The 23,905-nt window shown below is 62.5% G+C and carries 21 protein-coding genes and 1 pseudogene; all 22 read left to right on the plus strand.

The genetic code is table 11. The annotated features are described in order from the left end of the window. Position 1: 1 nt before the first annotated feature. Positions 2-532 (plus strand): annotated as a pseudogene (locus IFT76_RS20995) (rod-binding protein); the annotation flags it as partial. Then, complete coding sequence (gene flgJ, locus IFT76_RS21000; protein ID WP_446731100.1) at positions 524-1,204, plus strand: flagellar assembly peptidoglycan hydrolase FlgJ; 681 nt, start codon at positions 524-526, stop codon at positions 1,202-1,204. The pseudogene IFT76_RS20995 and the gene flgJ, both read left to right, overlap by 9 nt. An 11-nt stretch (positions 1,205-1,215) precedes the next feature. Beyond that, complete coding sequence (gene flgK / locus IFT76_RS10055; protein ID WP_192058182.1) at positions 1,216-3,258, plus strand: flagellar hook-associated protein FlgK; 2,043 nt, start codon at positions 1,216-1,218, stop codon at positions 3,256-3,258. Between the two features lie 13 nt (positions 3,259-3,271). Continuing rightward, positions 3,272-4,855, plus strand: a complete 1,584-nt coding sequence (locus IFT76_RS10060; RefSeq protein WP_192058184.1) for a flagellar hook-associated protein 3 — start codon at positions 3,272-3,274, stop codon at positions 4,853-4,855. A 270-nt stretch (positions 4,856-5,125) separates the two neighbouring features. Further along, positions 5,126-6,052 (plus strand): ketoacyl-ACP synthase III, encoded by a 927-nt coding sequence (locus IFT76_RS10065; RefSeq protein WP_122475930.1) that lies wholly within the window; start codon positions 5,126-5,128, stop codon positions 6,050-6,052. Between the two features lie 530 nt (positions 6,053-6,582). Beyond that, entirely contained in the window at positions 6,583-8,040 is a 1,458-nt protein-coding gene (locus tag IFT76_RS10070; RefSeq protein ID WP_122475929.1) for a flagellin, read from the plus strand. Between the two features lie 72 nt (positions 8,041-8,112). Next, positions 8,113-8,457, plus strand: coding sequence for a flagellar protein FlaG (locus IFT76_RS10075; protein WP_192058186.1), 345 nt, complete (start codon positions 8,113-8,115; stop codon positions 8,455-8,457). Positions 8,458-8,537: 80 nt separating this feature from the next. Continuing rightward, a complete protein-coding gene (gene fliD, locus IFT76_RS10080) occupies positions 8,538-9,992 on the plus strand; it encodes a flagellar filament capping protein FliD (protein WP_192058188.1) in 1,455 nt (484 codons plus the stop codon). A gap of 205 nt (positions 9,993-10,197) precedes the next feature. Further along, complete coding sequence (gene fliS / locus IFT76_RS10085; protein WP_122475924.1) at positions 10,198-10,605, plus strand: flagellar export chaperone FliS; 408 nt, start codon at positions 10,198-10,200, stop codon at positions 10,603-10,605. Positions 10,606-10,615: 10 nt separating this feature from the next. Further along, entirely contained in the window at positions 10,616-10,909 is a 294-nt protein-coding gene (locus IFT76_RS10090; protein ID WP_122475922.1) for a flagellar protein FliT, read from the plus strand. A gap of 151 nt (positions 10,910-11,060) precedes the next feature. After that, on the plus strand, positions 11,061-12,542 hold the full coding sequence (locus IFT76_RS10095) for a sigma-54 dependent transcriptional regulator (protein ID WP_122475920.1): 1,482 nt from the start codon (positions 11,061-11,063) through the stop codon (positions 12,540-12,542). A gap of 225 nt (positions 12,543-12,767) precedes the next feature. Beyond that, positions 12,768-13,985 carry a sensor histidine kinase gene (locus IFT76_RS10100; protein WP_192058190.1) on the plus strand — a complete coding sequence of 406 codons (1,218 nt, stop codon included), beginning with the start codon at positions 12,768-12,770 and terminating at the stop codon, positions 13,983-13,985. Then, positions 13,982-15,391, plus strand: coding sequence for a sigma-54-dependent transcriptional regulator (locus tag IFT76_RS10105; RefSeq protein WP_192058192.1), 1,410 nt, complete (start codon positions 13,982-13,984; stop codon positions 15,389-15,391). Before IFT76_RS10100 ends, IFT76_RS10105 begins: the two co-directional genes overlap by 4 nt. Before the next feature lie 151 nt (positions 15,392-15,542). Continuing rightward, positions 15,543-15,869: a flagellar hook-basal body complex protein FliE gene (fliE, locus tag IFT76_RS10110; protein ID WP_192058194.1), complete on the plus strand. Its 327-nt coding sequence runs from the start codon at positions 15,543-15,545 to the stop codon at positions 15,867-15,869. Between the two features lie 14 nt (positions 15,870-15,883). After that, positions 15,884-17,671 (plus strand): flagellar basal-body MS-ring/collar protein FliF, encoded by a 1,788-nt coding sequence (gene fliF / locus IFT76_RS10115; protein ID WP_192053332.1) that lies wholly within the window; start codon positions 15,884-15,886, stop codon positions 17,669-17,671. After that, positions 17,664-18,683 (plus strand): flagellar motor switch protein FliG, encoded by a 1,020-nt coding sequence (fliG, locus tag IFT76_RS10120; RefSeq protein ID WP_043193255.1) that lies wholly within the window; start codon positions 17,664-17,666, stop codon positions 18,681-18,683. The genes fliF and fliG overlap by 8 nt, the downstream gene beginning before the upstream one ends. A 99-nt stretch (positions 18,684-18,782) precedes the next feature. After that, positions 18,783-19,550: a flagellar assembly protein FliH gene (fliH, locus tag IFT76_RS10125; protein ID WP_122475912.1), complete on the plus strand. Its 768-nt coding sequence runs from the start codon at positions 18,783-18,785 to the stop codon at positions 19,548-19,550. Next, positions 19,540-20,898 carry a flagellar protein export ATPase FliI gene (fliI, locus tag IFT76_RS10130; protein ID WP_122475911.1) on the plus strand — a complete coding sequence of 453 codons (1,359 nt, stop codon included), beginning with the start codon at positions 19,540-19,542 and terminating at the stop codon, positions 20,896-20,898. Before fliH ends, fliI begins: the two co-directional genes overlap by 11 nt. Positions 20,899-20,904: 6 nt before the next feature. Then, the gene (fliJ, locus tag IFT76_RS10135; RefSeq protein ID WP_122475909.1) at positions 20,905-21,354 is read left to right on the plus strand and encodes a flagellar export protein FliJ; all 450 of its coding nucleotides are present in this window, start codon (positions 20,905-20,907) and stop codon (positions 21,352-21,354) included. 84 nt (positions 21,355-21,438) lie between these two features. Then, entirely contained in the window at positions 21,439-21,762 is a 324-nt protein-coding gene (locus IFT76_RS10140) for an STAS domain-containing protein (RefSeq protein WP_192058197.1), read from the plus strand. Continuing rightward, positions 21,762-23,471 (plus strand): ATP-binding SpoIIE family protein phosphatase, encoded by a 1,710-nt coding sequence (locus IFT76_RS10145; protein ID WP_185794508.1) that lies wholly within the window; start codon positions 21,762-21,764, stop codon positions 23,469-23,471. The genes IFT76_RS10140 and IFT76_RS10145 overlap by 1 nt, the downstream gene beginning before the upstream one ends. A gap of 66 nt (positions 23,472-23,537) precedes the next feature. Next, entirely contained in the window at positions 23,538-23,882 is a 345-nt protein-coding gene (locus IFT76_RS10150; RefSeq protein ID WP_185794565.1) for an Hpt domain-containing protein, read from the plus strand. The last annotated feature ends 23 nt before the right edge of the window (positions 23,883-23,905 follow it).

Below are 23,905 nucleotides of genomic sequence, written 5' to 3' on the forward strand. Positions count from 1 at the left end.
GATGGAAATGCCGAATGGTGGAGTATCGGGAACACGGGATTCGGGGGCTTACACAGACCTCAATCGCCTGAGCTCGTTGAAAGTCGGGGATCGCGACAGCGAGGCCAACCTGCGCAAGGTGGCCCAGGAATTCGAGTCGCTGTTCCTCGGTGAAATGCTCAAGTCCATGCGTTCGGCAAATGACGTGTTGGCCAAGGACAACCCGCTGAACACCGAAACCACCAAGCAGTACCAGTCGATGTACGACCAGCAGCTGTCCGTGACCCTCTCCAAGGAAGGTGGCGGTATCGGCCTGCAGGACGTGCTCATGCGCCAGTTGTCCAAGACCAAGGGCGTGGCCCGTGCCGGCGCGAATCCGTTCGCCCATGCCGACAACAGCCTGAACAAGCCACTGGGTGCCACTCGCGACGCCTCGGCCGATGCCAAGGCCGCCGGCAGCGTTGGTCACAACGACATGGCCTTGCTCAACCAGCGTCGGCTGTCGTTGCCCAGCAAGCTTGCCGACCGTCTGGTGGCCGGCATCGTGCCGTCGGCGGCCACCGAAGCAGGGGCAGCCAGCGGCAGCAAGAACCTCATCAACGTTGCGGCCGATGCACCGCTCAACAGCCTTGCCAAGACCGTGCGCAGTGGCGCTGCGGTCGAGGGCAGCAGCCTGGCGAAGAGCGTCGCCCAGCCGCCCCTGGCCCCGGCCAAGCGCGCGTTCGGCTCGTCCGACGAGTTCATCGCGACCATGCTGCCGATGGCCGAAAAAGCCGCTGCGCGCATCGGTGTCGACCCCAAGGTGCTGGTCGCCCAGGCGGCGCTGGAAACCGGCTGGGGCAAATCAATCATGCGCGCCGACGACGGCAGCAGCAGCCACAACCTGTTTGGCATCAAGGCCACCGGCAACTGGAAAGGCGAGAACGCCCGCGCGATCACCAGCGAATTCCGCGACGGCCAGATGGTCAAGGAAACCGCCGATTTCCGCTCATACACCTCGTACGAAGACAGCTTCCACGACCTGGTCAGCCTGTTGCAGAACAACGATCGCTACCAAGGCGTGGTCAAGTCCGCGGACAACCCCGAACAATTCGTCAAGGAACTGCAGAAGGCCGGCTACGCCACCGACCCGAACTACGCCAGCAAGATCTCTTCCATCGCCAAGCAGATGCAAGGCTATGAGAACTACGCTCGCAGCAGCACCAGCGCTACCACGAATCTATAAGGTTTGAACCCATGTCGAATCTGATCTCCATTGGGCTGTCCGGTCTGGCGTCCAGCCAGGCATCCCTGGCGACCACCGGTAACAACATCGCCAACGTCGCGACTGCGGGCTATTCCCGGCAGTCGGTGGTGAACACTGCCAGTGGCTTGCAGAACATCGGCGTGGGCTATCTGGGCACCGGCACCACGATCTCCGACGTTCGCCGTATCTACAGCAGCTATATGGATACCCAACTGCAGACCAGCACTGCGTTGAGCAACGACGCGAGCGCGTACAGCACTCAGATCAACAGCATCGACAAACTGCTGTCCGATGGCAGCACGGGTATCAGCGCCGTGCTCAGCAGCTTCTTTTCCGCCGTGCAGACCGCAGCGGCGAACCCGAGCGATACCTCGTCGCGGCAACTGCTGCTGACCCAGGCGCAAACCCTGAGCAATCGCTTCAATTCGATTTCGTCGCAGTTCAGCCAGCAGAACGACAGCATCAATGCGTCGTTGACCACCCTGACCGGCCAGGTCAACAAGCTGAGCGGCAACATCGCCGAACTCAACCGGCAGATCACCGAGATGTCGGGCACCGGTTCTACGCCCAACAGTCTGCTCGATGCGCGCAACGAAAACGTTCGCCAGCTCAACGAGCTGGTCGGTGTCAGCGTGCAGCAGCGTGACGGCAACTACGACGTCTACCTGGGCTCGGGGCAGTCGCTGGTCACCGGCAGCTCGGCCAATTCGCTGGTGGCCACACCCGGTGTGGCCGACAAGAGCCAGTATGGCCTGACCATCCAGTATCAGGGCTACAGCACCGACGTGACCTCGGTCACCACCGGCGGCGAGATCGGCGGCCTGCTGCGCTTTCGCAGCGATGCGCTGAACCCGGCAATCAACGAGCTGGGGCGCGCCGCCATTGTCGTGAGCGACACCTTGAACGGCCAGTTGGGCAAGGGTATCGACCTCAACGGTGACTTCGGTTCGTCGGTATTCGCCAGCATCAACAGCGCCACCGCCACGGCCAACCGCAGCCTGGCGGCGTCCACCAACAGCGCAGGTTCGGGCAACCTGAGCGTTACCGTTGCCGACTCCAGCAAGCTGAGCATCTACGACTACAACGTCAAGTTCAGCAGCACCACCGCCTACAGCGTGACCCGTTCGGACGGCACCTCGATGGGCAGCTTCGACCTGGGCGCCAACCCGGCACCGGTGATCGACGGTGTGACCCTGGGCCTGAACGGCAAGGTTGCCAGCGGCGACAGTTTCGTCGTCACACCGACGCGCAGCGGCGCGAGCGCTATCACCACCACACTCACCGATTCGAACAAGCTGGCTTTTGCCGCGCCGCTCACCGGCACGGCGACCGTTGGCAACTCGGGCACCGGCACCTTCACCCAGCCGGTGCTGGGCAGCAAGCTGGACATCTACAGTGGCACGGCCCTGAGCCAGTTGCAGAGCGGCATCGAAACCTCGTCGCCGGTCAAGCTGGTGTTCGGCAAGACCACCGACGGTGCGCAGAGCTACAGTCTGTTCAACGCATCAGGCACCAGTATCGGCAGCGGTACCATCGTGCCTGGCCAGAGCAACAACCTGAGCCTGACCGTGCCGGTGGTAGGTGCCGACGGCAAGCCCGTCAACGGCGCCGACGGCAAGCAGCTCACCTTCAGTTTCGACACCACCGTGGGCGGCACGCCTGCGGTCAACGACAGCTACACCGTGTCGTTCAACGCCGATGGCAAGTCCGACAACCGCAATGCCACGCAATTGCTGGCGTTGCAGACCAAGGCCACGGTTGGCGCCACGGCGGGCAACCCCGGCATGAGCTTCACCAGTGCCTACGCATCGCTTGTGGAGCGGGTTGGCGCCAAGGCCAGCCAGGCCACCGTCGACACCAAGGCCACCGGTGCGGTGCTGACCCAGGCCAAGACCAACCGCGACTCGGTATCGGGTGTCAATCTGGACGACGAAGCCGCCTCCCTGGTGAAGTTCCAGCAGTACTACACGGCGTCCTCGCAGATCATCAAGGCTGCGCAGGAAACATTCAGCGTCCTGATCAACGCCCTCTAAGGAATAGTCGACCATGCGAATTTCCACTTCTCAGTATTTCGAGACCAGCGCGACCGGCTATTCCAAGAATTTCTCGGACACCGCCAAGACCCAGGCGCAGATCAGCTCGGGCAATCGCATCCAGAGTGCCGGAGACGACCCGGTCGGTGCCGCCAAACTGTTGCAACTGCAGCAGCAGAGCAGCTTGCTGACCCAGTACAGCGGCAACATGACCAGCGTTACCAACTCGCTGACCCAGGAAGAGAGTGTGCTCGACAGCATCACTACGGCCTTGCAGCGGGCCCAGGAATTGACGATTCAGGCCGGTAACGGCGGCCTGAGCGATGCCGACCGCACCTCGATTGCCAGCGAAATCGGCGAGATCGAGAAAAACGTCCTTGGCCTGCTCAACACCAAGGATGCCAACGGCCAGTACATGTTCTCCGGATCCAAGACCAGCACGCCGCCTTATGTGCAGAACAGCGACGGCAGCTACACCTACCAGGGCGACCAGACCCAGCTCAGCCTGCAGGTGTCCGATACCCTGCAGCTGGCGACCAACGACACCGGCTACGGCATCCTGGAAACAGCGGTGAACACCAGCCGTACGCAAACCACCATGACCGCACCGGTGGTCGACGACGGCCTGGTGACCGTGTCCGACGGCCGCCTCGAATCGCTGACCACCTACAACAAGGCGTTCACCGACGGCCAGCCGTACAAGCTGACGTTCACCAGCAGCACCCAGTTCACCCTCACCAACAGCAAGAACCAGGATGTGACCTCGCAGGTCACTGGCAACGGCACCTTTGACCCGAAGGCCGACGGTGGTACCACTATCAGCCTGTACGGTGTGGAGTTCGACATCGACGTGGCGGCCAAGCAGAGCGCGCTGGGCACCGTTGCCGATGCCGACATGGCAGGGCGCACGTTCAGCCTGGGCAGCAAGCCAGACAGCATCAGTTCGACGCGCAACGCGGCCAACACCTCCACGGCGCAGCTGACCAGCGCGAACGTGACCGATACCGATCGCTACTCCGCAGCTTTCCCGGCTGGCGGGGCGGTGATCAAGTTCACCAGCGACAGCGAGTACGAGGTCTATGCCCAACCACTGACCGATTCCAGCCAAGCCATTGGCAAGGGAGCAGTGGTTGTCGGTGCCGCTGGCAGTTCGATCACGGCGGCGGGGGTGACCTTCACTGTTTCGGGCCAGGCCGGCGCGGGCGACAGCTTCAGTGTCAACGCGAACAGCCACAAGACCCAGAACGTGCTGGATACGCTGCATCAGCTCAAGTCCGCCCTGGAGATACCGGTGACCGACGCCAGATCCGCGCTGGCATTGAAGAACGCCACCGACTCGGCGTTGGGCAACCTGGCCAGCGCCAACGAGAACATCGACATTTCCCGTGGGCAGATCGGTGCGCGGCTCAACTCGCTGGCTATCCAGAACGACGAGAACGTCAGCCTGGCGTTGGCCAACAAGAGCACGCAGTCGGCGATTTCCGACACCGACTTCGCCACCGCATCGGTGACCTTGAGTCTGCAACAGACCATGCTGCAGGCTTCGCAGCTGGCCTTCGCGAAGATCTCCCAGCTGAGTCTGTTCAACAAACTCTGATCGGCGGGGCGCAGGCCCCGTCTCGCACGACCCCGCCGCGCGCCATTTCCTACCGCCTATGGCACAATACCTGTGTGACCAATGGGTCGAATCGTGCATCTTCACACTTATGTATTGCCGGGCCGCTGAATCAGCGGCCTGCAGCTGCTTCGTTTCTGGCAGCAGTGGCGCCGTCTTACCTGGGCCGACGCCGCCTGACACCCTTTTCGATGGCATTGCGCAAACGCTCCGCGTAATGGCCTCCAGCTACCTTTGTATTGGGAAGCCACAATGATTGGCATAAAAAGCATCGCGAGTTACGTGCCTGCCGAAGGCCTGGACAACTACGCCCAAGGTGCCAAATTCGCCAAGGATGAAGATTTCATCATCGGCAAGATCGGTTCGGCCTTCCTGCCGCGCAAGTCCGACGACCAGGAAACCTCCGACCTCTGCGTGGAAGCGGCCAACGCCTTGTTCGCCAGCAATCCGCAGCTGTCCCGCGAGTCCATCGACGCCTTGATCGTCGTCACCCAGAACGGGGACGAGGAGGGCCTGCCACACACCGCAGCTATCGTTCAGGACAAGCTCGGCCTGTCGACCAACGTTGCGGCGTTCGACATCAGCCTGGGTTGCTCGGGCTATGTGTACGGCATCTATGCGCTCAAGGGCTTCATGGAAGCGGCTGGCTTGAAGAACGGCCTGCTGATCACCGCCGACCCGTACTCCAAGATCGTCGACCCCGAGGATCGCAACACCACCATGCTGTTCGGCGACGCGGCCACCGCCACCTGGATGGGCGAGGACGCGCCCTGGCAGCTGGGCAAGGCCAAGTTCGGTACCGATGGTTCCGGCGCCCCGCACCTGAAGGTCACCGATGGGGTGTTTTTCATGAACGGTCGGCAGGTGTTCAACTTCGCTCTGCTGAAGGTCCCGGCGCATCTGCACGAATTGCTCGATGAGTCGGGCCTGACCAGCGCCGACGTCGACGCCTACTGCATCCACCAGGGCAGTGCGGCGATCGTCGATGCGGTAGCCCGGCGTTTCGAGGAAGAGCCGGAGAAGTTCATCAAGGACATGGTCGAAACCGGCAACACGGTGTCCAGCAGTATCCCGCTACTGCTGGAAAAGCACATTCTCGACTCCGCCTGGAAGCGCGTTGCCCTGAGCGGCTTCGGTGTCGGCCTGTCCTGGGGCTCGGCGCTCATTTACCGCCCCTGATCCACCGCGTTGCCCCCAGACGCGGCTTGCGCCGCTGCTACAAATGCGGCGTTGTCCGTTGACGCGGCTTGAGCTGCTGCTGCGGATACCACGTTGCCCGCCGACGCGGCTTGCGCCGCTGCTACAAATGCGGCGTTGCCCGCCGACGCGGCTTGCTCCGCTGCTACAGATACCGCGATCCCCTGTAGCAGCGGCGCAAGCCGCGTCCGGGCTCGCCGCGCTCTTGCATGCACACGGCGGCAACCGTGGCGCGATTCGGGCCACTGCTACCGTTGATCCGTTGACGCCAGAAATTCGCGCTATCGCTGTCCATTCCCCTCAAGTTCCCCCTTCCTCGGACGAAACAGTTATCAAGAGAGATCAAGCCAACGCTTGCTTTTTCCGGCTACAGCGGCTTGAAGGCGAAAAAACATTGCAATCGCCCTCAAGCAAAGCGCTGAACCGACGATAACTACTACGAAGGTTCTCTAGGCCACACCCGGCGCTCGCCAGGGCCGGAAGCCACAGCTAACAACCCCGAGGAATTTGTCATGGCCTTATCCGTAAACACCAACACCGCTTCCTTGACCGTTCAGAAAAACCTGAACAAGGCTTCCGATGCGCTGAGCACCTCGATGACCCGTCTTTCCTCGGGCCTGAAAATCAACAGCGCCAAGGACGACGCCGCCGGCCTGCAGATCTCCAACCGTCTGACCAGCCAGATCAACGGCCTGTCGGTCGCAGTGAAGAACGCCAACGACGGTATCTCCATCGCCCAGACCGCTGAAGGCGCGATGCAGGAATCCACCAACATCCTGCAGCGTATGCGTGAACTGGCCCTGCAGTCGGCGAACGGTTCGAACAGCGGCGATGACCGGACTTCGCTGCAGTCCGAGTACACCCAGCTGACTTCCGAGCTGACCCGTATCGCCAACACCACCACCTTTGGTGGTCGCAACCTGGTCGACGGCTCGTTCGGTTCCACCGCCTTCCAGATCGGCGCCAATGCCAACGAAACCATCAACGTGACGTTGGGCGATGTGTCTGCCAACGCTATCGGTTCGCAGCAGGTCAAGAGTATCGGTGTAGCCGTGTCGGCTGCCGGGGTTGCAGGTGGTGCAGTCAAGGTTACAGGCGGGGGTGAGACCAAAGATGTGACCATCGACGCCAAAGCGTCAGCCAAGACTATCGCCAGCCAGCTTAACGGTTCAGTACCCGGTCTGACCGCCAAGGCAAGCACCGAGGCATCTTTCGTCGTAGGCGCAGGTGCCGCAGCCGCTCCGGCAACCTTCACTATGAAGGTCGGCAGCAGCGAAACCGTCAGCATGGTTGGCGTGACCGATACCGCCTCGCTTGCCGATCAGTTGAACTCGAACGCGGCGAAACTGGGTATCAGTGTCAACTACGACAGCAAGGCAGGCACGCTGTCGGTCAAATCCGACACCGGTGAAAATATCGTGTTCGGCGTTGATACCACCGTCACCGGTGCCGCCGCCGCTGCTGCGAACGTGACGGTAGCTACCAAAGACGCTAGCGGTACTCCAGGCACTGCGGTAGGCGTTGCAGACACCTTCATCGCCACCGGTGCTGTCTCGCTTGATTCGTCCAAAGGCTACTCGGTCGCTGGTGTAGGTGTTACCGGCCTGTTCGCCACCGGTACTGCCGGTGCTTCGTCCAGCAAGGCCTCCGAGCTCACCTCGGTCAGCGAAACCGACATCACCACTGCATTCAACGCTCAGAACGCAATCGCTGCACTGGACAAGGCCATCTCCAACATCGACGCCCAGCGCGCCGACCTGGGTGCGGTGCAAAACCGTTTCGACAGCACTGTGTCGAACCTGCAGAGCATCTCCGAGAACTCGTCGGCCGCTCGTAGCCGTATCCAGGACGCCGACTTCGCTTCGGAAACCGCCGAGCTGACCAAGCAGCAGACCCTGCAGCAGGCATCCACCGCGATCCTGTCCCAGGCCAACCAGCTGCCATCGTCCGTACTGAAGCTGCTTCAGTAATACGGCCCCTGGCTGACTGACGGAAGGGTGCCCACGCACCCTTCCGTTTTTTGATTTTCGGGGTGATCAAACATGGACATGAGCGTTACTGCAAGATTGCCTCTTGCCGCCACGTCAGCGCCAGCGAGCGCCGCCTCCCTGCCTGCGCGGCAGGTCAAGCAGGATGAACCCGCGGTCGAGTCGGTGACTCCCGAGCGGGCCGAATTGGAACAAGCGGTGAAGGACCTCCAGGCGCATGTGAATACCGCACAGCGCAATCTGGAATTCTCCATCGACGACTCGACGCATGCCGTCGTGGTCAAGGTCATCGCTACGGACAGCGGTGAAATCATTCGTCAGTTGCCAACCGAGGCCGCGCTCAAGTTGGCGCAGAGCCTGGCAGACAGTCGCAGCGGTCTGCTCGACGCGACCATCTGAGCTGGCACGAAAAATGTAGCTGGGTGTGCTTGGGGCGGTATCCGTCAAAAACACGCCTGACTCGATTCTAGGAGATACCGATGGCTACTGTTTCCTCCACTACCGGCACCACCGCCGCCACCACGACTGCCAGTACTTCAAGCACCACCACCTCAAGCACCAGCGGCGCGATCAAGTCCAGCGGCGTGGGCACGGGTATCGACACCGATGCCATCGTCAAGGCCTTGGTGAATGCCGAGAAAGCGCCCAAGCAAAAGCAGATCGATACCCAGACGCTGACCACCACCACCACCTTGACCGCCGTTGGCACCGTCAAGAGCTCGCTGGAAACCTATCGGGCCGCCGTCGCGGCAATGAACAAGGCCTCGGCGTTCAGCGGCTTGACCGGTGCCTCGTCCAACGACAAGGCGGCTTCGGTGACCGTGACCGATTCCGCCTCCGACGGTACGTACTCGCTTGAAGTAACGACCCTGGCGACTTCCTCGAAGATTTCTTCTGGCGTCTACGCCGACAAGAGCGCAGCCGTGGTCAATGCTACGTCTTCCGCCCAGACCTTGACGATCACTCAGTCATTCAAAGACAGCAAGATCAGCATTCCGGCGGGTGCGACGTTGGCGCAGACCCGCGATCTCATCAACACCCAGCTGGTCGGTCGCGGTATCAGTGCCAACATCCTGACCGACGCCAGTGGCTCGCGCCTGGTCCTGAGTTCGTCGACCACCGGGAAGGGTACCGAGATTTCCATGACCGCCGATGCGGGCAGCGGCCTCGACAAGCTGACTGCCTCCACCACTGTGAACGAGCCCACCAATGCGACGTACAAGATCGACGGCATCGAGATGGAGTCGTCGACCAATACGGTCGCCGCGGCCATCAGCGGCGTGTCAATCAAACTGTTGGAAGCAGGGGGCGCCAAGACGACCATCTCGGTCAGCACCAACACTGAAACCCTGAAAAAAGCCACCACTGGCTTCGTCGATGCCTACAACGCGCTGATGACCCAGCTCAATACCCTGACCAAGGTCAGCACCGGGGCCGACGGCACGACCAGTGGGGGAGGGCTGACCGGCGACTCCACCGTGCGCCACCTGATCCAGTCGATGCGCAACGAGCTGGTCACCTCCTCGGGCTCGAGCAAGCTGACCCTGTCGCAGTTCGGGATCAACACCGACCAGAAGACCGGTCTGCTGGCAATGGATGACGCCAAGTGGAGCACGGCCATGGGCGATCCCGCCAACGTGGCAGCCATCCAGGACATGTTCACCGGCAAGGACGGTCTACTTTCGCGGATGACCACCGCGACCGACTCCTATGCGGTGAAAGGCGGCATTCTCGCCTCGCGCTCGGATTCGCTCTCCGGCACGCTGACCAAATTGACCGAGCAACAGCAGGCCCTGGACCGCCGGATCAAGAACCTGACGGACACCTTGAATGCCAAGTACACCGCCATGGACACCCTCGTCGCGCAGCTCAACGCCACCAGCAAGAGCATCATGACCACGCTGAACGCGCTGAACAAAGCCGACAGCGATTGACGAAAAGTGCCACTCACGGGGCCCGGTCTATGCCGGGCCTTTGCATATCCGTCATTTGCACGAATGCTTCCAGATCGACGGCGTTCGTTACCTGATACCACGTTACTTTGCATATTCCATCAGGCTCACTAAAGTTTTCCCCAACCGCGACGACATAGTAACCAAGCGATACAACATCAAATCATGTGTTACGAGGTCCGCCACAATGAACGCCATGAGAGCGCTGAGCCAATACCAGAAGGTCGATTCCCATGCCCAGACATCCGAAGCCACGCCGCATCGGCTGGTGCAGATGCTGATGCAGGGCAGTCTCGATCGCATGGCCCAGGCCAAGGGTGCGCTGAGCCGTGGTCAGGTGTCGCAGAAGGGCGAGATGCTCGGCAAGGCCGTGGCCATCATTGGTGGCCTGCGCCAGGGGCTGGATCCAAGCAAGGCCGGCGAGTCGCAATCCATCAAAGACCTCGACGACCTTTACGCCTACATGTCCGGTCGCCTGACCGAAGCGAACATCAAGAATGATCCGCAGTTGATCGACGAAGTCGCCCGGCTGATGATCACCGTCAAGAGCGGTTGGGACGCCATCGCCAGCCACGAATCGGCACAGCCGGCCTGAGGAGTTTGCCATGAGTGCACTACAGCGGATTCAGCAGACTCGCCACGCCTTGGTAGACGCCATGCAGGCAGGCGATTGGGACGCGATCGGCGTTCTGGACATCGAATGCCGGGCTTGTGTCGACAGCGTATTGCAGGAAGTCCCGGAAGACCCAGTGCAATTGCGCAGTCACCTCGAGGATCTGCTCGAGGTCTACCGTCAATTACTCAACGTCACTCGATTAGCGCGTCAGTCAGTTGTCGACGAAATGTCACAGTTCACCCAAGCGAAGAACGCTGCAAAGGTTTACCATCTGTTCCGCTGACAGCCATTGCGCCATAAATTTGACTAAGTCGATTTTTTTGCCTTTACTAGTGGCTGTTACGATTCGTCTGGCGTCTGTTAGCTGAAACCATGGCCAAAAACGTCGAAAGCGCCCTTTCGGGCTTCGAGTTGACTAGGGAAGTTGCTATTGCATGTGGCGTGAAACCAAAATTCTGCTGATCGATGACGATAGCGTTCGCCGCCGGGATCTGGCGGTCATCCTGAACTTTCTTGGCGAAGAGAACCTGGCCTGTGGCAGCGCTGACTGGCAGATGTCGGTCGACGCGCTGTCGTCCAGCCGCGAGGTGCTCTGCGTCCTGGTGGGGGAGGTGTCTTCGGGCAACCTTGCCGGCCTGCTGAAGACGCTCGCCAACTGGGACGAGTTCCTGCCGGTGCTGCTGCTGGGCGAGCCAGGTGCTGTCGAGCTGCCCGACGACCTGCGTCGTCGCGTGCTGTCGCACCTGGAGATGCCGCCCAGCTACAGCAAGCTGCTCGATTCGCTGCACCGTGCCCAGGTCTATCGCGAGATGTACGACCAGGCCCGCGAGCGCGGCCGTCAGCGCGAACCCAACCTGTTCCGCAGCCTGGTGGGCACCAGCCGCGCCATCCAGCATGTGCGCCAGATGATGCAGCAAGTGGCCGATACCGATGCCAGCGTGCTCATCCTCGGCGAGTCGGGTACCGGCAAGGAAGTGGTCGCGCGCAACCTGCACTATCATTCCAAGCGTCGCGATGCGCCATTCGTGCCGGTGAACTGTGGCGCGATTCCGGCCGAGTTGCTCGAAAGCGAGCTGTTCGGTCACGAGAAGGGCGCCTTCACCGGCGCGATCACCAGCCGCGCCGGCCGCTTCGAGTTGGCCAACGGCGGTACCCTGTTCCTCGACGAAATCGGCGACATGCCGTTGCCGATGCAGGTCAAGCTGCTGCGAGTGTTACAGGAACGGACATTCGAGCGCGTGGGCAGCAACAAGACCCAGAGCATCGATGTGCGCATCATTGCGGCCACGCACAAGAATCTGGAAAGCATGATTGAGGTCGGCACGTTCCGTGAAGACCTGTATTACCGCCTCAACGTGTTCCCCATCGAGATGGCCCCGCTGCGCGAGCGCGTGGAAGACATCCCGCTGTTGATGAACGAGCTGATCTCGCGCATGGAGCATGAAAAGCGTGGGTCGATCCGCTTCAACTCGGCAGCCATCATGTCGCTCTGCCGCCATGGCTGGCCGGGCAACGTGCGTGAATTGGCCAACCTGGTCGAGCGGATGGCGATCATGCATCCGTATGGTGTGATTGGCGTGGTCGAGTTGCCGAAGAAATTTCGCTACGTCGACGACGAAGACGAGCAATTGGTCGACAGCCTGCGCAGCGATCTGGAAGAGCGTGTGGCAATCAACGGCCATACGCCCGACTTCGCTTCCAGCGCCATGCTGCCGCCCGAGGGGCTCGACCTCAAGGACTACCTGGGCGGATTGGAACAGGGTTTGATCCAGCAGGCGCTGGACGATGCCAATGGTATCGTCGCCCGCGCTGCGGAACGTCTGCGCATCCGCCGTACCACCCTGGTGGAGAAGATGCGCAAGTACGGCATGAGCCGACGCGAAGGCGAGGGCGAAGAGCAACAGGCAGACGATTGACGCCTGCGGCTCGACCGGCCGCTGCCCTTCAGGCAGTGGCCATGCTTCATACAACATTTGCCGTTTAAGGCAACGCGCGCCAAGCGCTTGAACTCCCACACTTTCCCTGCGCCATCCGACTGTTCCTCGCGGCGCTCGCAGCCCGCAGGGTTTCATCCGGCACGGCTATTGCTTTTATCCCTTTCACGATACCGTTTTTGACGGTGAGCCAAGTGAGAGAGACCCATGCCACAGGCCGCTATCCAGCCCTCCGCGCCCATGCCCCGCAGCGACGCTTCCGTGTCCGTAGCGCCATCAGACAGCCGCCAGGGGCTGGACCAGGCGTTTGTCCTGTTCGACCAGATGTCCGACCGCTTGAGCGACTCCTACAGCCTGCTCGAGGCGCGCGTGGCATCGCTCAAGGGTGAGCTGGAAGTGGTCAGCGCCCAGCGCCTGGCCGAATTGGCGGAAAAGGAACGGCTTGCCAATCGCCTGCAGAACCTGCTCGATCTGTTGCCCGGCGGCGTCATCGTCATCGATGGGCATGGTCGTGTGCGCGAAGCCAACCCGGCAGCCACGAATATGCTGGGTGCGCCTCTGGAAGGCGAACTGTGGCGCGAGGTGATCGTCCGCAGTTTCGCGCCACGCCGCGACGACGGTCATGAAATTTCTTTGATCGATGGGCGGCGTCTGTCGATTTCCACCCGCTCGCTGGACGCCGAGCCTGGTCAATTGGTGTTGCTTACCGATCTGACCGAGACCCGCCGTCTGCAGAGCGAAGTGGCGCGCAGTGAGCGCCTGTCGTCACTGGGCCGGATGATGGCCTCGCTGGCCCATCAGATACGCACGCCGCTGTCGGCAGCGCTGTTGTACGCCAGTCACCTGACCGAAAAACCACTGCCGGTGCAGACCCAGCAGCGCTTCGCTGGACGCCTCAAGGAGCGTCTGCATGAATTGGAAAACCAGGTTCGCGACATGCTGGTGTTCGCCCGCGGCGAGCTGCCGCTGCCCGATCGCCTCACGCCCCGCCAGTTGCTGCAGGCCCTGCAGGCCTCAGCCCAGCCCCATGTGCACAATGTCGCCGTGCGTTGGCAGTGCGACAGCCATGCCGGCGAGTTGCTGTGCAACAAGGACACCTTGGTGGGCGCGGTACTCAACCTGATCGACAACGCCATCCAGGCCAGCGCCGGTGAGGCACGGCTGAAGGTCCATCTGTATGCGCGCAACGACACCCTGCGCCTGTGCGTCAGTGACAATGGGCCTGGCATGGCCCCGGCAACGCTGGCGCGGCTGGGTGAGCCGTTCTTTACCACCAAGCCCACCGGTACCGGGCTCGGCCTGTCGGTGGTCAAGGCCGTGGCAAGGGCGCATCAAGGCGAGTTGATACTGCGCTCCACGCTCGGCCGCGGCAGCTGCGCCACCTTGACCCTGCCATTGGTGGCCCTGCAGGAGCGTGCTCCATGAGCATCAAGGTGCTGTTGGTCGAGGACGACCGGGCCCTGCGCGAGGCGCTGGGCGATACGCTGGAGCTGGGTGGCTTCGAATTCGAGGCGGTGAGCTGTGCCGAGGAAGCATTGTTGGCAGTGGCGCGCGAGCCCTTCGGGATCGTGGTCAGCGACGTCAACATGCCCGGTATCGATGGGCACCAGTTGCTTGCCAGGCTACGCGCCCGGCAGCCGCAACTGCCGGTGTTGCTGATGACGGCCCATGGCGCCGTCGAGCGTGCGGTGGATGCCATGCGCCAGGGTGCGGCGGACTACCTGGTCAAGCCATTCGAGCCGCACGCGCTGCTCGACCTGGTGACCCGGCATGGCCGCGGCCTGATCCCGGCCGGTACCGATCACGGCCCGGTCGCACTGGAGCCGGCCAGCCTGGCCTTGCTCGAGCTGGCGGCGAGGGTTGCACGCAGTGATTCCACGGTGCTGATATCCGGTGAATCAGGCACCGGCAAGGAGGTGCTGGCACGCTATATTCATCAGCAGTCACGGCGCGCAGAACGGGCTTTCGTCGCCATCAACTGCGCGGCGATTCCCGACAACATGCTCGAAGCCACGCTGTTTGGCCACGAGAAGGGCGCGTTCACCGGCGCTGTCGCGGCGCAGGCGGGCAAGTTCGAGCAGGCCGATGGCGGCACCTTGCTGCTCGATGAAATTTCCGAGATGCCGCTGGGCCTGCAGGCCAAGCTGTTGCGCGTGTTGCAGGAGCGTGAGGTCGAGCGCGTTGGCGCACGCAAACCCATTGCCCTGGACATACGCGTCATCGCCACCACCAACCGCAACCTGGCGGCCGACGTGGCGGCCGGGCGCTTTCGCGAAGACCTGTTCTACCGTCTTTCGGTCTTCCCGCTGGCGTGGACACCTCTGCGCGAGCGCCGCGCCGATATCCTGCCGCTGGCGCGACGCTTGCTGGCCCGCCATGTCGACAAGATGAAGCATGCGCCTGTGCGTTTCTCGCCGCAGGCCGAACAGTCTCTGCTCGATCATCCGTGGCCGGGCAACGTTCGCGAGCTGGACAACGCCATTCAGCGCGCCTTGATTCTGCAGCACGGCGGCTTGATCCAGGCAGCCGATTTCTGCCTGGCCGGGCCTGCAGGCGCGGCACCGTTGCCGCCGTTGAGCCTGGTGGTGCAAGCCCGTGCCCCGGCACTGCCGTTGGAAACCCAGGCGCCGGTCGGGCTGCCGGCCGGCGCGTTGGAGGACGATCTGCGCCGACGGGAATTCGAAATGATCATTGACACCCTGCGCAGCGAGCGCGGCCGCCGCAAGGAAGCCGCCGAGCGCCTGGGCATCAGCCCGCGGACGCTGCGCTACAAACTGGCGCAGATGCGCGATGCCGGAATGGACGTGGAGGCCAGTCTGTTCGCCTCGTGACGGACGCCCGCTGACTGGCAGCGACTGCGGCGATTCGTCGCCATCGATCTGTTTCGCAAGCCTGCGACTGCAACTGGCACCCTCCTTGCTACTACCTCTGTAGTGAATGCAGCAGTGTCAAAAAAACGCAGGTCGTCGCAGAGGGTCACCCATGAGCCAAGGTATTGAATTCAACCGCTTGATGCTGGACATGCGCGCCATGCAGGCGGACGCCATGGCCAGGCCTGCAGGGGTTGCGGCGCCGGAAGTCGGCGCCAGCAGCTTTGCCGACATGCTCGGCGGCGCCATCAACAAGGTCGCGGACGTGCAGGGTGCTTCCAGCCAACTGGCCACTGCTTTCGAGATCGGCAAGAGCGGCGTCGACCTCACCGATGTGATGGTCGCCTCGCAGAAAGCCAGTGTCTCGTTCCAGGCCTTGACCCAAGTGCGCAACAAGCTGGTCCAGGCATATCAAGACATCATGCAGATGCCGGTCTGAGGACGAATTGAGTCATGGCTGAAGCGACCACCGATAACCTCCCTGCCAAGAGCGGCAACAAATCGCCGCTCATGGGCTTGTCTGTCCTGCAGAATCTGTCGCAGATGACCATGCTGCGTCAGGTCGGCCTGTTGGTCGGCCTGGCTGCGAGCGTCGCGATCGGCTTTGCCGTGGTGCTCTGGTCGCAGCAACCCGACTACCGGCCGCTGTACGGCAGCCTGGCGGGCATGGACACCAAGCAGGTGATCGACACCCTGACCACGGCCAACATTCCCTATACCGTGGAACCCAACTCCGGCGCCTTGCTGGTCAAGGCCGACGACCAGTCGCGTGCGCGCATCGCCCTGGCCTCGGCCGGCGTTGCACCCAGCGACGGCAACGTCGGCTACGAGTCGCTCGACAAGGAACAAGGCCTGGGCACCAGCCAGTTCATGGAAACGGCGCGCTACCGCCGCAGCCTCGAAGGCGAGCTGGCCCGTACCATCGGCAGCCTGAACAATATCCGGGCTGCGCGCGTGCACCTGGCCATCCCGAAGAGTTCGGTGTTCGTCCGTGACGAACGCAAGCCAACCGCCTCGGTGCTGGTGGAAATGTACCCCAACCGGACCCTGGATGCCGGCCAGGTCGCGGCCATCGTCAATCTGGTGGCGACCAGCGTCCCGGAACTGAACAAGTCCAACGTGTCGGTCGTCGACCAGAAGGGCACCCTGCTGTCGGCACAGCTGGAAGACAACGCGTTGACCATGGCCGGCAAGCAGTACGACTACAGTCGCCGCATGGAAAGCATGCTGACCCAGCGTGTCCACAACATACTGCAACCGGTGGTGGGCAGTGATCGGTTCAAGGCCGAGGTGTCGGCGGACCTGGATTTCAGCGCGGTCGAGTCGACCTCCGAGCAGTTCAACCCGGACCAGCCGGCACTGCGCAGCGAGCAGTCCACCAGCGAGCAACGTTCCAGCGGTTCGGGCCCATCGGGTGTGCCCGGCGCCTTGAGTAACCAGCCACCGGGCCCGGCCACCGCACCGCAGAATGCCGCCCAGGGGCAGGCAGCCGCTGGCGCGATCCAGCCAGGCCAGCCGCTGCTCGACGCCAATGGCCAGCAGATCATGGACCCGGCCACCGGCCAGCCGATGCTGGCGCCGTATCCGGCCGACAAGCGTCAGCAGTCGACCAAGAATTTCGAGCTCGACCGCTCCATCAGCCACACCAAGCAGCAGCAGGGTCGCCTGACCCGGTTGTCGGTCGCCGTGGTGGTTGATGACCAGGCCAAGGTCAACCCGGCCGACGGCACCGTGACCCTGGCGCCCTGGAATGCCCAGGAGCTGGCACGTTTCACCCGTCTGGTACAGGATGCCGTGGGCTTCGATGCGAGCCGTGGCGACAGCGTGACCGTGATCAACGTACCGTTCGCGCCCAATTCGGCGGAAGTCATCACCGAGCCTGCGTTCTACAAGGAACCCTGGTTCTGGGACATCATGAAACAGGCGCTGGGCGTGCTGTTCATCCTGGTCCTGGTGTTCGGCGTGTTGCGCCCGGTGCTGACCAACATCACCGGTGGTGGCAAATCCAGGCCGGGCGATGGCGAACTTGGTGCCGCCGGCGGGCTGGGCGGTGTGGCCGCACTGGGCATGGACAGCGAGCTGGCCAACGATCGGGTCAGCCTGGGTGGGCCGCAGAGCATTCTGCTGCCCAGCCCGACCGAGGGCTATGACGCCCAACTGAATGCAATCAAGAGTCTTGTGGCCGAAGACCCGGGCCGAGTGGCCCAGGTCGTGAAAGAGTGGATCAATGCCGATGAGTAGTTCACAAGCCGTCACCCCCAAGCTGACCAAGGTCGACAAGGCCGCCATTCTTCTGCTGTCGCTGGGTGAAACCGACGCGGCGCAGGTGCTTCGCCACATGGGTCCCAAGGAGGTCCAGCGCGTGGGCGTGGCCATGGCGCAGATGCGCAATGTGCACCGCGAGCAGGTCGAGCAGGTGATGAGCGAGTTCGTCACCGTGGTCGGCGACCAGACCGGCCTGGGCGTGGGTTCCGACAACTACATCCGCAAGATGCTCACCTCGGCCCTTGGCGAAGACAAGGCCAACGGCCTGATCGACCGAATTCTGCTGGGCGGCAACACCAGCGGCCTGGACAGCCTGAAATGGATGGAACCCCGCGCCGTGGCCGATGTGATTCGCTACGAACACCCGCAGATCCAGTCGATCGTCGTGGCCTACCTCGACCCCGACCAGGCCGGCGAAGTGCTGGCGCATTTCGAGCACAAGGCGCGCCTGGACATCATCCTGCGCGTGTCTTCGCTGAACACCGTACAGCCTGCGGCGCTCAAAGAGCTCAATACCATTCTGGAGAAACAGTTCTCCGGCAACTCCAACGCCACGCGGACCACGCTGGGTGGGGTCAAGCGCGCCGCCGACATCATGAACTTCCTCGACAGCTCGTCCGAGGGCCAGTTGATGGACTCCATACGCGAGGTCGATGAAGAGCTGTCCGGGCAGATCGAAGACCTGATGTTCGTTTTCAACAATCTCAAGGATGTCGACGATCGCGGCATTCAGGCGCTGTTGCGCGAAGTCTCTTCCGACGTACTGGTGGTCGCGCTCAAGGGCGCCGACGAAGGCGTGCGCGAGAAGATCTTCAAGAACATGTCCAAGCGCGCGGCCGAACTGCTGCGCGACGACCTCGAGGCCAAGGGGCCAGTGCGGGTCAGCGATGTCGAGTCGGCGCAGAAGGAAGTGCTCACCATTGCCCGGCGCATGGCCGAGGCCGGTGAAATCGTGCTGGGTGGCAAGGGTGGGGAAGAGATGATCTAATCGTCCCTCTCCCGGACCTCTGTCGTGGAGGCTGGCCACCCTGGGGTGGTCGGCTCCGAGCGACCCCACTTCGCACCCAGGCGCCAGGAATCGCAAGCCATGTCCCGCCCCCCGCAAGAACCCGTCAGTGAACTGATCCGCGCCGTCGACGCGCGCAGCGCCGACCTGTGGGCGTTGCCCAGTTTCGATCCCGAACGGCCCGCCGTCGAGGTGGTGCTGGCGCCGGTGTCGGTCGAGGAGATCGAAGAGGTTCCCCTCGACGAGGTCCAGCCCATCACCCTGGAAGAACTCGAAGCCATTCGCCAGGAAGCCTACAACGAGGGTTTCGCCACCGGCGAAAAAGAAGGCTTTCATAGTACCCAGCTCAAAGTGCGTCAGGAAGCCGAGGCCGCACTGGCCAGCAAGCTCGTCCAGTTCGACCGGCTGTTGGGGCACCTGTTGACGCCCATCGCCGATCAGGACACCCAGATCGAAAAATCCCTGGTCGAGCTGGTAGGGCACATTGCCCGGCAGGTCATTCGCCGCGAATTGGTCACCGATTCCAGCCAGATCGAGAAAGTACTGCGTGAGGCGCTCAAGTTGTTGCCCATGGGCGCCAACAACATCCGCATCTTCATCAATCCCCAGGATTTCGAGCAGATCAAGTCATTGCGGGAGAAGCACGAGGAAAACTGGCGCATCCAGGAGGACGACGCGCTGCAGCCCGGTGGCTGCCGTATCGAAACCGAGCACAGTCGCATCGATGCCAGCATGGAGACGCGCATCACCCAGGCCATTGCCCAGCTGTTCGACCAACTGCACGAGCAGAACATGCACCCGGCCCCGGCCGACATCACCATCGAGCTGGGTGAGCCCGATGAAGCTTGATCGCACCAGCTTCGGCAAGCGCCTGGGCACCTACGAGGCGGCCATCGACCTGCCGCGCCAGCCAATCGTCGAAGGCCGCCTGCTGCGCATGGTCGGGCTCACCCTGGAGGCCGAAGGGTTGCGTGCCGCCATGGGCAGTCGCTGTGTGGTCATCAACGACGACAGCGACCAGCCGGTGCAGGTCGAAGCGGAAGTCATGGGCTTTTCCGGCAGCAAGATCTACCTGATGCCGGTGGGCAGCGTGAGCGGCATCGCGCCTGGCGCGCGGGTGGTGCCGGTTGCCGATACCGGGCGCCTGCCCATGGGCATGAGCATGCTCGGACGCATTCTCGACGGCGCCGGCCGTGCGCTGGACGGCAAGGGCGGCATGAAGGCCGAGGACTGGATCCCCATGGACGGGCCCACCATCAACCCGCTCAAGCGTGATCCCATCAGCCAGCCACTGGATGTCGGCATTCGCAGCATCAATGGCTTGTTGACCGTGGGCCGTGGCCAGCGCCTGGGTCTGTTCGCCGGTACCGGCGTGGGCAAGAGTGTGCTGCTGGGCATGATGACGCGCTTCACCGAGGCCGACATCATCGTCGTCGGGCTGATCGGCGAGCGCGGCCGCGAGGTCAAGGAGTTCATCGAACACACCTTGGGCGAGGAGGGCCTGCGCCGTTCGGTGGTGGTGGCATCGCCGGCCGACGAAGCCCCGCTGATGCGTCTGCGCGCGGCCATGTACTGCACCCGCATTGCCGAATATTTCCGCGACAAGGGCAAGAACGTCCTCCTCCTGATGGACTCGCTCACCCGTTTTGCCCAGGCCCAGCGGGAAATCGCCCTGGCTATCGGCGAGCCACCTGCCACCAAGGGCTATCCGCCCTCTGTTTTCGCCAAGCTGCCCAAGCTGGTCGAGCGGGCCGGCAATGCCGAGGCCGGGGGCGGCTCGATCACCGCTTTCTATACGGTGTTGTCCGAAGGCGACGACCAGCAGGACCCGATCGCCGACTCGGCACGGGGTGTACTTGATGGCCACATCGTGCTGTCGCGGCGCCTGGCCGAAGAAGGGCATTACCCGGCCATCGATATCGAAGCGTCGATCAGCCGGGTGATGCCCAGCGTGGTCAGCCCCCAGCATCTGGCCCAGGCCCAGCAGTTCAAGCAGCTGTGGTCGCGCTACCAGCAGAGCCGTGACTTGATCAGCGTCGGTGCCTACGTGGCCGGCGGCGATCGCGAGACCGACCTGGCCATTGCCCTTCAGCCGCAACTGGTGCGCTACCTGCGCCAGGGTCTGAACGACAATGAAAGCCTGCAAGCCAGCGCCGAGCGCCTGGCGGCAGTGTTCACGCCCGTGGCACCGGGGTAAGCGACCATGGCGATGAGTCGTGCGGCGCGCCTGGCGCCCGTGGTGGAAATGGCCGAAAGCACCGAGCGCAAGGCTGCCCAGCGGCTGGGGCATTTCCAGGGTCAGGTGAGCCTGGCCGAAGCCAAGCTGGCCGAGCTCGAACGCTTCCGCAACGACTACCAGCAACAGTGGATCAGCAACGGCAGTCGTGGCGTGTCCGGGCAATGGTTGTTGAACTATCAGCGCTTTCTCAACCAGTTGGAAACGGCCGTCGGCCAGCAGAAACAGAGCCTTGCGTGGCATCAGAACAACTTGAACAATGCGCGCGCCACCTGGCAACAGGCCTATGCTCGAGTGGAAGGGCTGCGCAAGCTGGTGCAGCGCTATATCCTCGAGGCCAGGCAGTTGGAGGACAAGCGGGAACAGCGGCTGCTCGACGAGTTGTCGCAACGCCTGCCCAGGCACGAGAACTTTTAGCCGGAATTTGTCAGTACCCCGTTGAACGCTCTGCAGAGCGGTGCTACATCTGGCCTGCAAGGCACACCCAAGGAGCATTACTACATGGCTGTAACCCAGAGTTCTGTCACCCAGACCTTCGACCTTGAAAGCAATACGTCATCGGTGGCCATTTCGGGCCGGTTCGATTTCAGCCTGCACCAGCAGTTTCGCGAAGCCTACGAAGACGAGCGTGCCGGCAAGCCCAGCCGTTATGTCATCGACCTGAAGAACACCACCTACATGGACAGCTCGGCGCTGGGCATGCTGCTGCTGTTGCGCGACCACGCCGGGGGCGACAACGCCGACATCGCACTGATGAACATTTCTCCCGACGTGCGCAAGATCCTGGCCATCTCCAATTTCGACAAGTTGTTCAAGATCTCCTGATGCAGCCAGCCAACGAGGAAGCGCTGACGGTCCTGATCGCCGACGACAACATGACCGACCGCATGCTGCTGTCCAGCATCGTGCGACGTCAGGGGCATGCGGTGATCACGGCCAGCAACGGCCAGGAGGCGGTCGAAGTGTTCCGCCAGCAGCGTCCGCAGTTGGTACTGCTCGATGCCATGATGCCGGTCATGGACGGCTTCGAGGCTGCGCGTGCCATCAAACAGCTAGCCGGTGAGGCCCTGGTGCCGGTGATCTTCCTGACCTCGCTGACCGAAGAACAGGCGCTGGTGCGTTGTCTGGACGCCGGTGGCGACGATTTTCTGGCCAAGCCCTACAACCAGGTGATCCTGGCCGCCAAGATCAAGGCAATGGATCGCCTGCGCCGCTTGCAGGCCACGGTGCTCGAGCAGCGAGACCTGATCACCCGCCACCATGACTACCTGCTCAACGAGCAGCGCGTGGCCAAGGCGGTGTTCGACCAGATCGCCCATTCCGGATGCCTCGACGCTCCCAACGTGCGTTACCTGCAGTCGCCCTATGCGCTGTTCAATGGCGACCTGCTGCTGGCTGCCTACACGCCTTCGGGCGACATGCATGTGCTGCTCGGTGATTTCACCGGGCACGGGCTGCCGGCGGCAGTGGGCGCGATGCCCTTGGCCGAGGTGTTCTATGGCATGACGGCGAAGGGCTACGGGCTCAACGAAATTCTTCGCGAGATGAACGCCAAGCTCAAGCGGATCCTGCCGGTGGACATGTTCTGCTGCGCCACCATGTTGCGCCTGAGCTTTCAGCGTTGCACGGTCGAAGTCTGGAACGGCGGCATGCCCGACGGCTACCTGCACCGCCAGGATGGCTCGGCGCGTGTCGCGCTGGTGTCGCGTCATCTGCCGCTGGGCGTATTGCCGGCCACCCGTTTCGAGGACCAGACCGAGGTGTGGCCGCTGGCGCCGGGCGATCGAGTTCTGCTGCTGTCCGACGGCGTCATCGAAACCAGCAATGCGCAAGAGCAGTCTTTCGGCGTGGAGAGGCTCGAACGCGTCTTCGACACGCACAAGGACCCTGAGTCGCTGTTCGAAGGCATCCTGCAGGCTTTGCATGATTTCCGCGGTGAATCGCGCGACGATGTGAGCATGGTGCAGCTGGCATTGATCGACGCCGAGCGCCAGCCCCCGGCCAGCCTGATCTATTCCGACAGCGGCCAGTCGAGCCCGCTCGACTGGTCGGCCATGTTCGAGTTTCGTGCCGACACCTTGCGCCGCTTCAATCCCTTGCCGTACATCCTGCAATTGCTGCAGGAAATTCATGGCCTGCGTCCGCAGAGTGGAGAGCTGTACAGCGTGTTTGCCGAGTTATACTCCAACGCGCTGGAGCATGGCGTACTTGGCCTCGATTCCGCGCTCAAGTGCGATGCCACCGGATTCGCCCAGTACTACGCGTTGCGCAACGATCGCCTGGCGGCTTTGGAAGAGGGCTATATACGCATACACTTGCAGATACGCCCGCACGGGGTTGGCGGAGTCCTGAGAATCGTGGTCGAAGACAGCGGCAAGGGATTCGATCCGAAACAGGTCCTGGCGAAGCCGCCGAGCGTGCACGGACTGTCTGGGCGTGGTGTCAATCTGGTCCGCCAACTGAGCCACAGCGCGGGCTGGTCGGAAGACGGGCGCAGCGCGCACGTCGAATTTACCTGGGAGTCTCAAGCGTAATCGGCTTGATCAAGGAGCGAACAAGTGCCCATCGAACAATTGGCTGAAGAACAACTGGCTGAAGCACTGCAAAAGCCCCATGTAGACCCCACGGCCCTCGAGGCCCTGCAGGAGGTCATGGAGGATGAATACCCTCTGTTGCTCGACACCTTCCTGAGCGACTCGCAACTGCGCTTGAACGAACTGCACCGGTCCCACGATCTGGTCGAACTGGGCCATGCCGCCCACAGCTTCAAGGGCAGCAGCAGCAACATGGGCGCCCTGCGCCTGGCGCAGTTGTGCAGCGAGCTCGAGCAGTACTGCCGACAAGGCGCGCTGGAGGGTGTGGATGCTTATGTACAGCGGATCGACCGCGAATTCGTCCTGGTCCTTCAACTGTACTCGCAGGAGCGCGCGCGCTTTGCAGGTTGAGCGTCGTTGACGTTGCTGGTTCC

The sequence above is a fragment of the Pseudomonas sp. CFBP 13727 genome (assembly GCF_014841915.1).
GTDB lineage: Bacteria > Pseudomonadota > Gammaproteobacteria > Pseudomonadales > Pseudomonadaceae > Aquipseudomonas > Aquipseudomonas baltica.